An 11,494-nucleotide genomic window follows, 5' to 3' on the forward strand; every position below is an offset into this window, starting at 1 on the left:
CACTGTGCGTCGTTGGTCATGGGGGCCTAGTCTTCGGTCGGGGCAGGCGGGCGCAGTTCGGAGACAAAGCTTTCAAAATCGTCTGCCGCCTGGAAGTTCTTATAAACACTGGCAAAACGGACATAGGCGACGGTGTCGATGGCGGCCAGACGCTCCATCACGATGGCGCCGATATCCTTGGAGGCGATGTCGGTTTCGCCCATGGATTCCAACCGCCGCACGATGCCCGAGATCATCTGGTCGATGCGTTCAGGTTCTACAGGGCGTTTTTGCATGGAAATCCGGATCGAGCGTTCCAGCTTGTCGCGGTCGAAATCCTCGCGCTTGCCATTGGATTTTATGACCACCAGATCGCGCAATTGGACCCGTTCGTAGGTGGTGAACCGGCCCGCGCAAGCGGGGCAAAAGCGGCGGCGTCGGATGGCTACGTGATCTTCGGCAGGGCGGCTGTCTTTGACCTGGGTGTCTACGTTTCCGCAAAATGGGCAGCGCATGGGCGTGTCTCTCTTTGGTTCTGCTCGGGATGGCCCTTGGGGCTCTGATTAGGTTATCCACAGGTACTATAGGCAGAACCCCATGACTTGGGTAGGGGGAATTGACCCCGCCAAATGTGCCTGTGCCCCCGGCCTACGCCCCCTTTACTGCCCTTGGACGTGTGGGGGCGCTGCCCCCGGCGCTCCGCGCCTCCCCCGAGGGTATTTGTGGAACAATGAGGGGCGGACGCGTTAACGTTAATGATGGGTTAGAAGAGGCGGTCGCCCATCTGGTCGATCAGCTGCATGGCCTTGGCAATCGCAGCCTCGTTCGCGGTGTCGGCATCGTTCAGTGTGTCGGCGCGGATCAGGTGGTGGCGCTGACCCTCTTTTTCGATGATTGCGGACAACCTGTAGGTCGCGCCCTCTTTCATAAGATGGGGCGTGATGGTGAAGCCGTTGTACTTGGTGGAGGTGGGTTTGGGCGGGTCTTTGGGGCCGCCGAACAGTTTGGACAGCAGGGACATGGGGGCTCCATTGGTCATAGATGTAAAGGATAAGCTATTCTGAAAGAAGGTCCAGTCGCGCGGCGCGGCTGATGATTTGTTTGGCACAAGGCCGGCGTCATGGATGCAACAGATCAGGTCGTTTGATCAACAGCGACTAGATGTCGGTCAAAGCGTTGTGACATCTGGAAAAACATGGTGGATGAAAGGCGTGAGTGCATGCGTGCTGGGCAGGCCCAATGCGGCGTCCGCCTTCTCAAAAGCCGTGCGCCAGGTGTCAGCATCGGTTGGGCCGCTCATGTCGGTATCATTGATAAAATCCACAAAGAGTAAATGTGCGTTCACGTTGTGTTGGCGGAGAAAAAACAGATGCGCGATGCGGTTTGCATATTGGTAATACTTTTGATCCCACGGAGGTGCGGTGTTTATTCCCAGAAAAGCGCGGGTTTGATCGAACGCTCGTTTGATTTTTGCTCTGGACGCGGGTCTGGCTTGTGAACCGGGGGATATAAATTCGCTGAGATGTGCCTTTGCCTCTGCCAAGACGACGCCGCCATCAAACACGGCCAGTGCATCCCATTGCGGTCCACGTTGCGGCCAGAACTCTGCCAAGTGACATGATAGATGCGCAAGGTTCAGGGCGTCTAGAGCATCTGCATCCCGATACTCGGAATAGTTGTCGGACGCGCGTGGCGAGACCCAAGTGAGATGGGGTAAAGCCGGGGGCTGCAGCGCCTTAGGACACTCGTTTGCGCAGTGCTGCATCCACTTGACCGAACCACGCGCGCCTATTTTCGATTGTGGGTGGCGGGACAAGTCCCGCCCTACTGGTCCAAGAACGACCGCAGCTTTCGGCTACGGCTGGGGTGTTTCAGCTTGCGCAGGGCTTTCGCTTCGATCTGGCGGATGCGTTCGCGGGTCACGCTGAACTGTTGGCCGACTTCCTCTAGGGTGTGGTCGGTGTTCATGCCGATGCCAAAGCGCATGCGCAGGACGCGTTCCTCGCGCGGCGTCAGGCTGGCCAGCACGCGGGTGGTGGTTTCCTTGAGGTTTTCTTGAATGGCGCTATCCAGCGGCAGGACCGCGTTCTTGTCCTCGATGAAATCGCCCAGCTGGCTGTCTTCCTCGTCCCCGATGGGGGTTTCGAGGCTGATCGGTTCCTTGGCGATTTTCATCACCTTGCGGACCTTTTCCAGCGGCATCTGCAGCTTGGCGGCCAGTTCTTCGGGGGTGGGTTCGCGGCCGATTTCGTGCAGCATCTGGCGGCCTGTGCGCACCAGCTTGTTGATCGTCTCGATCATGTGCACGGGAATACGGATCGTACGGGCCTGATCCGCGATGGACCGGGTGATCGCCTGACGGATCCACCATGTGGCGTAGGTGCTGAACTTGTAGCCGCGCCGGTATTCGAATTTGTCCACGGCCTTCATCAGGCCGATGTTGCCTTCCTGGATCAGGTCGAGGAATTGCAGGCCGCGGTTGGTGTATTTCTTGGCGATGGAGATCACGAGGCGCAGGTTCGCCTCGACCATTTCCTTCTTGGCTTGGCGGGCCTCTTTTTCGCCCTTTTGAACCTGACCCACGATGCGGCGGAATTCGTTGATGTCAACGCCCACGTATTGGCCGACCTGGGCCATGTCGGCGCGCAGTTCCTCGACCTTGTCGCGGCTGCGTTCGAACAGGGCCTGCCAGCCCCGGCCAGAGCGTTCGGCCATGCGGTCCACCCAGCCGGGATCAAGCTCGTGCCCGCGGTACGCCTCGATGAATTCGCGGCGGTTGATACGCGCTTGGTCGGCCAATTTCACAAGGCCGCTGTCGATGGACATGATCCGGCGGTTGATGCCGTAAAGCTGGTCGATCAGCGCCTCGATGCGGTTGTTGTGCAGGTGCAATTCATTGACCAGCAGGACCAGTTCGGCGCGGGTTTCCTGATATTCCTTTTCCTCGGAGGCACTGAAGGTGTCGTCGTGGTTCAAGGTGGCCGAGATCCGCAGGTCCTGCATTTCGGACAGGCGCGAAAAGTCTTGGCTGATCCGGTCCAACATTTCCAGCACGCGCGGTTTCAGCGCGGCTTCCATGGCGGCCAGCGACATGTTGGCGGCCTCGTCGTCGTCATCATCGTCATCGTCGGCGATGGGGTTGCCGTCGGCGTCCAGTTCTTGCGGTTTTTCCGCGGCGGGCGCGTCGGTCGAATTGGCGGCGGGGGCGACAACGGGCTCTTCCTCGTCGTCGTCATCCATCGCGTTGCCAAAGGTGGTTTCAAGGTCGATGACATCGCGCAGCAGGATGTCTTCGTTCAGGAGTTCCTCGTGCCAGATGGTGATCGCCTGGAAAGTCAGGGGCGACTCGCACAGGCCCGCGATCATGGTGTTGCGGCCGGCCTCGATGCGTTTGGCGATGGCAATCTCGCCCTCGCGGGACAGCAATTCGACGCTGCCCATTTCGCGCAGGTACATGCGCACGGGGTCGTCCGTGCGGTCCAGTTTTTCGGAAGTACCGGAGCCGAGCGCCACTTCGCGCGTGCCGCCGACGGTGACAAGGTCGGTGGGGCCTTTGTCTTCCTCGGCCTCCGCCTCTTCGTCCTCGACGATGTTCACGCCCATCTCGGACAGCATCGACATGACGTCCTCGATCTGCTCGGAGGACACCTGTTCGGGTGGCAGGACCTTGTTCAACTGGTCGTAAGTGATATAGCCCTTGGCCCGCCCTTCGGCGATCATCTTCTTGACCTGAGCCTGGCTTACATCCAGACCGATCTCGCCCTCTTCGCCTTCGGGTTTACGGTCGTCGTTGGTGTCTTTGGCGGCCATGCATGGTCTCCTACGCGCGGGGGCGTGATTCGGTCGATTTCGTTTAATCCGAATCATTAGCGCGAATCAGTCGCGTTGCCACCCGGATCATCTCTCTTTCTTTTCCCAAATCTTACGGTCTAGCAAGCTTTGGAGGTAGTCGGACAAGGCCGCCGCATCCTCGCTGTCGGGGCCAGCGGCGTTCGGAATGGCCCGCTCCGCGCGGCTGCGGGTGGCATTTGCCTCGCGCAGACGTCGGGTCAGGGCTTCGTCCGAACCCAGTCCTGCGGACATGCGCAGGTCTTCAATGGCGTCCATCACCTCTCTGCGATGGCCTCGTCTTGCGTCCAGCTTGGTCAATGCATCGGCGATGCAGGGGGCGGCGTCTGTGGCCGTGGCCCCCGGGCGAAGTGCTGGCGTGATGCGGATGTGGCGTGCCTGACACAAGGTTTCAAGGGCCTGCGCGCCGATAACATCCTCGGGCGTGTCTGGCGGCGTCATATACAGCAGCGCAGCCGCCATGCGCCCGTGATCGGGGCCGGTCCATTCCATCCCTTCCAGCAGGGCGCTGTGCGTCTCGATCAGGTCGGGGTGGCGGGCGAGGGCGGCCAGAATGACGCCCTCCAGGATGGTTTCGGTATCTTCCATGGTGGCAGAGGCCAGCGGAGAGTTCTTGACCGCCGCGGACGGGGCCATGGGGGTGTCCACTTGCGGCCCCCACCCCGATACGGGCCGCCAAAACCACGTGGGTCGGATCCGCCTTGGCCGCCAGTGCCGAACCCCGTGCCAAACAGTTCCCCGCGCAGGCGCGCGATCTCGTCGCCATAGTGCCGCCGGATGTTTGGGTCCTGGATCAGGCGCAGGGTGGCGCGCAGGTCGTGGTCCAGTTTTGCGCGACGTTCGGGGCTGTCCAGCACGCGACCTTCAAGGGCGCGGGACCACAGCAGGCTGACCATGGGGATGGCCCCTTTGATCAGGGTGTCCATCGCCTCGCGCCCCTCGGACCGCAGTACGTCGTCGGGGTCCTTGCCGCTGGGCATCATGGCAAAGCGTACGGATTTGCCCGCCTGCAACAGGGGCAGGGCAAGGTCGATGACCTTATGGGCGGCGCGCACACCGGCGGCGTCACCGTCCAGCGCAAAGATCGGCTCGTCACAAAAGCGCCATAGCATTTGCAGGTGTTGCTCGGTCACGGCCGTCCCCAGAGCGGCCACGGTCCCCTCAAACCCCCCTTGGTGCAGGGCGATCACGTCCATGTACCCTTCGGCCACCAGCACATCCGCGCCCTTGCCTGCCGCCGTGCGCGCGGGGCCTTGATTGTAGAGCGTGTAGGTTTTCTTGAACAACTCCGTTTCGGGAGAGTTCAGGTACTTCGCCGGTTGGTCCGGGTCCAGCGCGCGGCCCCCGAACGCAATGCAGCGCCCGCGGGGGTCGCGGATCGGGAACATGATGCGGCCCCGGAACACGTCATAGGGGCGGCCACCATCGCGGGTCTTCGACAGGCCAGAGGCGGCGATCAGGTCCGGCGACACGCCCTTAGCCGCCAGCGCCTCTTGGAGGGCGGTATAGCTGTTGGGGGCAAAGCCGATCTCGAACCGGTCTTGGGTGGCGGGGTCAAGGCCGCGTCGGTCCAGGTATCCGCGCGCCTCCGCAGCCGCGCCCGTGCCCAGTTGCAGGCGGAACCAGCGGCACGCCAGGTCCATCACCTCGGCCAGTTGGGTGGCGCGGTCCTGCTTGGCCTTGGCCTGGGGATCGGGGGCGGGCATGGGCAAACCCGCCTCGCCCGCCAGGATTTCGACAGCTTCCATGAAGCCTACGTTTTCGCTTTCGCGCACAAAGGTGATCATGTCCCCCTTCGCCTGACAACCAAAGCAGTAGTAGTACCCCTGGCGGTCGTCCACGTGGAAGCTGGCGGATTTTTCCTGATGGAACGGGCAGGGGGCCCACCAGTCGCCCTTGCCCTGATTGGACTTGCGCGTGTCCCACATGACCTTGCGGCCCACAACGTCGGCGATCGACAGTCGGGTGCGCAGTTCGTCAAGGAATCCGGGGGTAGGGCCATTGCGCCAATATCTGTCGCCCGGAGCGGGAAGTCTAGGATTCGCGGATCCAGCGGCTTCGCGCGGCGACCCGGCGCATGGCGTGGTCCAAATCATGCACGGCGGTCGCGGTCATGGATCGGAACACAAAGATCTCCATCCGCGTAGGCGACACCCGGTAGTACAGCGCGTTCATATGGCCCAGCAGGCTGCGCGCGGTGGTGCCGGGTTTGAACACGCCCGCGTTCAGGTCCAGCGGGCACAGGCGGGCCAGCACGTCCGCCATATCGGCGCCCTCCAGGATCAGATGCGCCCAGGCGTCGGACTGATCGGTGACGGCGGCCCCCGGTACGGGTGGGCATTTGCCCAAGACAAAGGCTTGGCCCCGCGCGGACCACAGGATCACCTGGCCCGTGGTGGTGGTCAGGGCCTGGCCGGGTTTCGGGAACCCGCCCAAGGCCATGGATACATCCGCCCCCTTGAACGGCGCGACCGAGGTGATCTGCGTCACCTCTTCGGTCAGGGACACCGTACCGTGGGTGAGGGGCAACAGGCCGTGGCCTGCGGATTTTGCGATCAGACTAGCCACGGGTGCGGCCCCCTCTGGGTCTAGGAATACCGGGTGGCACAGCTCGACCTGCGTGGTCACACCGCGCAGATGATCCACAAGGTCCATGCGTTCGCCGTGCCGGGCGTGGCCATTCCGCACGAAGCCGAGGGCCAGATAGCCGTCCAATGTGGGCGAGTAGCACACAGAGGTCAGATACCCCTGATCATTCGCCCGCGTGGGCGCGTCGCCTGCGGTGAACACATGGGCGCCTGCGTCGATCTTGGTGGCGGGGTCCACGGGGCGGATGCCCACCAGCTCCTCTCGGTTCTCGATCATTCCGGGGCGCGCGGCCATGTCGCGGCCCACGCAGTCCTTCTTGGCGCTGATCATCCGCCCCATGCCGATGTCATGGGCAGTGATGCGCCCGTGGATTTCGGCGTGGGTGATAAAGCCCTTTTCGATCCGCAGGACGTTCAGCGCTTCCATCCCATAGGCGCCGCCGCCCATGGCCTCGGCCCGGGCGACCAGATCACGGAACAGAGCATCGCCATAGCGGGCGGGCACCGCGACCTCGTAGGCGTGTTCGCCGCTGAAACTGATGCGGAACAGACGACCCGGGGTGCCGTGGATGGACACCGGGCCACAGGCCATGAACGGAAAGCTGTCGTTGTCGATGGGCGCATCCAGCAGCCCGTTCAACAGGTCCCGCGACTTGGGGCCGGCGACCGCGAACTGCGCCCATTGTTCGGTGCCCGAGATGATCTGCACGTCCCATTCGGGGTGCAGGCACTGGGTCACAAACTCCATATGCCGCATGACTTGGCCCGCAGCGGCCGTGGTGGTGGTCACCACGTAGTGATCCGGCCCCCAGTGCGCGCAGGTGCCGTCATCCATTACATGCCCATCCTCGCGCAGCATCAGGCCATAGCGCACGCGGTTTGGCTTCAGGGTCGACATCATGCCGGTGTAGACGAAATCCAGCAGCTTGGTCGCGTCGGGGCCTTGGATGTCGATCTTGCCAAGGGTGGAGACATCGCAGACGCCCACGGCCTGTCGCACCATCGTGACCTCTCGGTCGCAGCTGTCGCGCCATGTCGCCTCGCCCGCGCGGGGGAAGTAGCTGGGGCGGTACCACAAACCCGCCTCGATCAGGGGCGCACCGCGTTCCACGGTGGCGGCGTGGCTGGTGGTCAGCCGCTCAGGGGCAAAGCCCTTGCCCGTGGCCCCCGCGCCCATACTCTCGATCGGGACGGGGATGAAGGGGGGCGAAAGGTGGTGGTGCCCGTCTCTGGGATGCCGCGCCCGGTGGCGTCCGCCAGAATGGCCAGCGCGCCCACGTTGGAGGATTTGCCCTGATCCGTGGCCATGCCTTGGGTGGTGTAGCGTTTCATGTGTTCGACGGATTGGTAGTTTTCGCGCGCCGCTTGCCGCACATCCTTGGTGGTCACGTCGTTCTGAAAATCCAGCCACGCGCGGTTGCGCGCATCGGCAAAAGGGCCGCGACCGGGTACGTCCACCGCCCACAAGGGCGTAAGCGAGGACTTACTGTCGTCTGCCTGCGGGATCGCGATGTCGGGCGCGGTCGCCCCAAGCTCTTGCAGCGCTGCGCGGGCCCGGTCGTACCCTTCGGCAAGCGCGCCGTGGGTCGAAAACGCGCCGTTCGCGGCCCCCGCCACGTCCAGCCCGGGCACGGCCCCGGGGGTGGGGACAAAGGCCTGTAGTTCGGCGTTCCACGTGGGCCGCCCACCGGTGTGGCAGGTCAGGTGAAGGGTTGGGTTCCAGCCCCCCGACAGGCCCAACACCTGTGCGGCGACTTCGAATTCCGTGCTGCCCTTGCGCACGGTCAGGGCGTGCAGGCCCAACCGGCCCTTGGTGCCGATGACCTGTGCGCCTGCGTGCAAGGTGTAATCCCCTTGGGCGGCCGCCTCTGCCCGGCTGTCGATCACGGTGGTGTCGATGCCTGCGGCGACAAGATCCAGTGCGACCTTGTGGGCACCGTCATTGTTGGCAAACAGCGCCACCTTCTGCCCAGCCACAACGCCCCAGCGGTTCAGGTAGGACTGGACCGCGCTGGCCAGCATGATGCCGGGGCGGTCGTTCCCCGGGTGGGCGATGGGCCGTTCCAGTGCGCCTGCGCACAGAATCGCGCGGCGCGCGGCGATGCGCCAGAAACAGGTTGTGGGCAGGTCGGGGGAGGAGGGGTCGGCCCCCGGGGCCACCACTTGTTCCAGAGCGCCAAAGGTGCCGCCGTCATAGGCCCCGGCCACGGTGGTGCGGGTCATGATGCGCACGCCGGCCTCCACCAGCTGGGCGACCATCCCGTCCACCCAAGCGGGGGCGGGGGTGCCGTCGAGGTCTTCGGTCGAGGACAAAAGCCGCCCACCGACCCGGTCCCCCTCGTCCGCGAGGATCACGTCCGCGCCGCCCTTGGCCGCTGTCAGGGCCGCCATCAGCCCCGCAGGGCCTGCGCCGATCACAAGCACATCGCAGTGGGCATAGGCGGTTTCTGCAGTATCGCGGGACGCCGCACCGGACAACGCGCCCAGCCCCGCCGCCTTGCGGATCACGGGTTCATAGAGCTTTTCCCAGAACGCCTTGGGCCACATGAAGGTCTTGTAATAGAACCCGGCCCCCAGAAACGGCGACACCAGGTCGGTGACCTGCATCAGGTCGTATTTCAGCGACCCCAAGTGGTTCTGGCTGCGCGCGTCCAGCCCGTCGTAGATCGGCAGGGTGGTGGCGCGGACGTTGGGATCCTGGGTCGCGCCGTGCCCCACTGTGACCAGGGCGTTGGGTTCGGCGCTGTCGGCGGTCAGGGGGCCCCGGGGACGGTGATACTTGAAGCTGCGCCCCATCAGGCGGTGCCCGTTGGCCATCAGGGCCGAGGCCAGCGTGTCACCCGCGTATCCCTGCATCCGCTGCCCGTTGAAGGTAAAGCCGATCTGCGTGGATCGGTCGATCAGACCCTTGCCGTCGATCCTCATGGCCGGTCCCCTGCAAGTGCTGCGCCAAAGACTTCGTGGGTCGTGGTGTCCCGGTCCACGACGATCCAGGCACCGCACCCGGCCTCGTGCTGCCACAGGTCGCGGACGCGGCCCGCCACGTTGTCGCGCAGGTGCAGATAGTCGTCCCATTCTGCCACGGGCGCGCCGCCTACGGGGCGGTTCAGGTAGGTCTCGTGGCCCATGTAGTAGAACTCGCGCCGGTCGCGGGAGCCGCAGAGGGGGCAGGGGATGCGCATGTCGGTCTTCCCTAGTGCAAGTTGTGCTGAGAGCCAGTGGACTCTTCGTCCATCACATGGCCCGTGCGGAAGCGGTCCAGACGGTGGCGCGCAGTGGTTTCGTGGGGGTTCCCGGTGGCCATCAGATGGGCGAAGGCGAACCCTGACCCCGGCACCGCCTTGAACCCGCCATAGCACCAGCCCGCGTTGATGAACAAACCGTCGATATGGGTCTTGTCGTGGATGAAGGACCCGTCCGGCGTCATGTCCATGATCCCGCCCCAGCTGCGCAACAGCTTGGCCTTGCCGATCATGGGCATCAGGGCCATCCCGGCCTCTAGCACATGTTCGGCCATGGGCAGATTGCCGCGCGCCGCATAAGAGGCGTAGAAATCCAGATCGCCGCCGAACACCAGCCCGCCCTTGTCGGATTGGCTGATATAGAAATGCCCCATGCCAAAGGTGACCACGTTGTCGATGACGGGTTTCAGCCCCTCGGTCACGAAGGCCTGCAGGACATGGCTTTCAATCGGCAGGCGCAGGCCCGCCATGGCCGCCACCTGGCCGGACCGCCCCGCGGTCACAATGCCGACCTTGCGGGCCTTGATCGCCCCGCGCGTGGTTTGCACGCCGGTGACGCGGCCGCCCTCGATGTCGATGCCCGTCACCTCGCACTGTTGGATGATGTCCACGCCGCGCTGATCGGCCCCGCGCGCATAGCCCCAAGCCACCGCGTCGTGTCGGGCCGTGCCCCCGCGCGGGTGGTACAGGCCGCCATAGATCGGGAACCGTGCGTTGTCGTGGTCCAGATAGGGCAGCATGTCGCGTACGCCCGCCCGGTCCAAAAGGATCGCGTCGTCGCCCTGGTTGATCATGGTGTTGCCGCGCCGGGCATAGGCGTCGCGCTGCCCGTCGGAATGGAACAGGTTGATGATGCCCCGCTGGCTCATCATGGCGTTAAAGTTGAAATCCTGTTCCATGTTTTCCCACAGTTTCAGGGACATGGAATAGAATTCAGAGTTGCCGGGCATCCCGTAGTTGGCGCGCACGATGGTGGTGTTGCGGCCCACGTTGCCGCCGCCGATGTAGCCCTTTTCCACCACGGCGATATTGGTGATCCCGTGTTCCTTGGCCAGATAGTACGCTGTGGCCAGCCCGTGGCCGCCGCCGCCAATGATGATCATGTCATACTCGGCCTTAGGTTCTGGACTGCGCCAGTGGGGCGTCCAGCCCTTGTTGCCGGTCAGCCCCTCTTTCAGGATACGGAATGCGGAAAAGCCCATGGTGCCCCCTTGCGTCGCGCCCACCTTAGCCAGCGGTATCCAGATGTGCACTGGCAATCCGCGACACCCCCGGGCCAAGGGGCGACGTCAGTCGCACCCGTTGCAGGGCAGCTGTCCGGCAAAGCGGGGGCGCGTGACAACAAGGGACTCTTCGATCCGGGGTTGCAGGCCTACGTTGAACGCGGGGGTGAAGGGCAGGTAGGTCTGCACCACGATCACCCGTTCCGCCAAGGCCAGCGTTGGCAATTCATCGTCAAGATCCAGCACGTCCTGCACCGTCAGATCCGGGTTGCCATCGGTGGCGTAGGACCAGTTCACCCGCATCCCCGCCGCCACCCGCTGGACCGAACTGACCCGGATCCACGCGGCATCCCCGGAGAACGACAGGTATTCAAACACATCCTCCAGCCCGTCGATATCCGCGGTGGAGATGGTGCGGGTCTGGCGGGACAGGATGTCCCCGATGGTGTAGCTGGCCTTGGTCGCCATGTTCTTGCTTTGGTACGCGTCATAGAACACGAAACTGCCCACGTAGACGAAGGCCAGCGCGGGCATGATGATCACCGTTTCCACGGAAATCGCGCCGCCCTCGTCGGCGAGGAACTGGGACAGGCTGGGCATCTTCATATCGGTT

General features: G+C 63.8%; 8 protein-coding genes and 2 pseudogenes. All 10 read right to left on the reverse strand.

The window, feature by feature from the left end:
* Nucleotides 1-26 precede the first annotated feature (26 nt).
* Nucleotides 27-494 carry a transcriptional regulator NrdR gene (nrdR, locus tag ACZ1G0_RS05075; RefSeq protein WP_472735953.1) on the reverse strand — a complete coding sequence of 156 codons (468 nt, stop codon included), beginning with the start codon at nucleotides 492-494 and terminating at the stop codon, nucleotides 27-29.
* A gap of 248 nt (nucleotides 495-742) precedes the next feature.
* Nucleotides 743-1,018, reverse strand: a complete 276-nt coding sequence (locus ACZ1G0_RS05080; protein ID WP_472735954.1) for an HlyU family transcriptional regulator — start codon at nucleotides 1,016-1,018, stop codon at nucleotides 743-745.
* A gap of 129 nt (nucleotides 1,019-1,147) precedes the next feature.
* Complete coding sequence (locus tag ACZ1G0_RS05085) at nucleotides 1,148-1,591, reverse strand: hypothetical protein (RefSeq protein WP_472735955.1); 444 nt, start codon at nucleotides 1,589-1,591, stop codon at nucleotides 1,148-1,150.
* Between the two features lie 212 nt (nucleotides 1,592-1,803).
* Entirely contained in the window at nucleotides 1,804-3,789 is a 1,986-nt protein-coding gene (gene rpoD, locus ACZ1G0_RS05090) for an RNA polymerase sigma factor RpoD (RefSeq protein WP_472735956.1), read from the reverse strand.
* 87 nt (nucleotides 3,790-3,876) lie between these two features.
* The gene (locus ACZ1G0_RS05095; protein ID WP_472735957.1) at nucleotides 3,877-4,416 is read right to left on the reverse strand and encodes a hypothetical protein; all 540 of its coding nucleotides are present in this window, start codon (nucleotides 4,414-4,416) and stop codon (nucleotides 3,877-3,879) included.
* Between the two features lie 68 nt (nucleotides 4,417-4,484).
* Nucleotides 4,485-5,801 (reverse strand): annotated as a pseudogene (gene dnaG / locus ACZ1G0_RS05100) (DNA primase); the annotation flags it as partial.
* A gap of 604 nt (nucleotides 5,802-6,405) precedes the next feature.
* A pseudogene (locus ACZ1G0_RS05105) lies at nucleotides 6,406-9,341 on the reverse strand (sarcosine oxidase subunit alpha family protein); the annotation flags it as partial.
* Nucleotides 9,338-9,598: a sarcosine oxidase subunit delta gene (locus ACZ1G0_RS05110; RefSeq protein WP_472735958.1), complete on the reverse strand. Its 261-nt coding sequence runs from the start codon at nucleotides 9,596-9,598 to the stop codon at nucleotides 9,338-9,340. The gene ACZ1G0_RS05110 and the pseudogene ACZ1G0_RS05105, both read right to left, overlap by 4 nt.
* Nucleotides 9,599-9,609: 11 nt before the next feature.
* Entirely contained in the window at nucleotides 9,610-10,860 is a 1,251-nt protein-coding gene (locus ACZ1G0_RS05115; protein ID WP_472735959.1) for a sarcosine oxidase subunit beta family protein, read from the reverse strand.
* Between the two features lie 87 nt (nucleotides 10,861-10,947).
* Entirely contained in the window at nucleotides 10,948-11,487 is a 540-nt protein-coding gene (locus tag ACZ1G0_RS05120; RefSeq protein ID WP_472735960.1) for a TadE/TadG family type IV pilus assembly protein, read from the reverse strand.
* Between the last annotated feature and the right edge of the window lie 7 nt (nucleotides 11,488-11,494).

Source organism: Thalassobacter sp. HA4-2 (assembly GCF_055693705.1).

Bases quoted from the DNA above. Each gene is read 5' to 3' on its own strand.
- nrdR (WP_472735953.1), bottom strand. From the start codon at position 494: ATGCGCTGCCCATTTTGCGGAAACGTAGACACCCAGGTCAAAGACAGC.
- ACZ1G0_RS05080 (WP_472735954.1), bottom strand. From the start codon at position 1,018: ATGACCAATGGAGCCCCCATGTCCCTGCTGTCCAAACTGTTCGGCGGC.
- rpoD (WP_472735956.1), bottom strand. From the start codon at position 3,789: ATGGCCGCCAAAGACACCAACGACGACCGTAAACCCGAAGGCGAAGAG.
- ACZ1G0_RS05095 (WP_472735957.1), bottom strand. From the start codon at position 4,416: ATGGAAGATACCGAAACCATCCTGGAGGGCGTCATTCTGGCCGCCCTC.
- ACZ1G0_RS05110 (WP_472735958.1), bottom strand. From the start codon at position 9,598: ATGCGCATCCCCTGCCCCCTCTGCGGCTCCCGCGACCGGCGCGAGTTC.
- ACZ1G0_RS05115 (WP_472735959.1), bottom strand. From the start codon at position 10,860: ATGGGCTTTTCCGCATTCCGTATCCTGAAAGAGGGGCTGACCGGCAAC.
- ACZ1G0_RS05120 (WP_472735960.1), bottom strand. From the start codon at position 11,487: ATGAAGATGCCCAGCCTGTCCCAGTTCCTCGCCGACGAGGGCGGCGCG.